At 43.2% G+C, this 229-nt stretch carries 1 pseudogene; it reads left to right on the forward strand.

The window, feature by feature from the left end:
• Positions 1-229 (forward strand): annotated as a pseudogene (locus ACTHSX_RS10965) (acetolactate synthase 3 large subunit); the annotation flags it as partial.

Genomic DNA, 229 nt, shown 5'->3' on the forward strand with positions numbered 1-229 from the left:
GTACTTACGAAGCCAACCTCGCCATGCAGAATGCATACGTTGTACTGTCAATCGGTGCGCGCTTCGATGACCGCGTGATTTCCGTACCGACCAAATTTTTTGAAAAAGCTAAAAAAATTATTCATATCTACGTTGACCCGTCCAGCATTGACAAACGCTACAAAGTGGATATCCAGATTGTCGGCGACGTGAAAAACGTATTGTCCGAAATGATTCAATTGTGGTGTAA

Origin of the sequence: Neisseria sp. P0014.S002, from assembly GCF_051958295.1 — a bacterium.
Taxonomy (GTDB): domain Bacteria; phylum Pseudomonadota; class Gammaproteobacteria; order Burkholderiales; family Neisseriaceae; genus Neisseria; species Neisseria flavescens_B.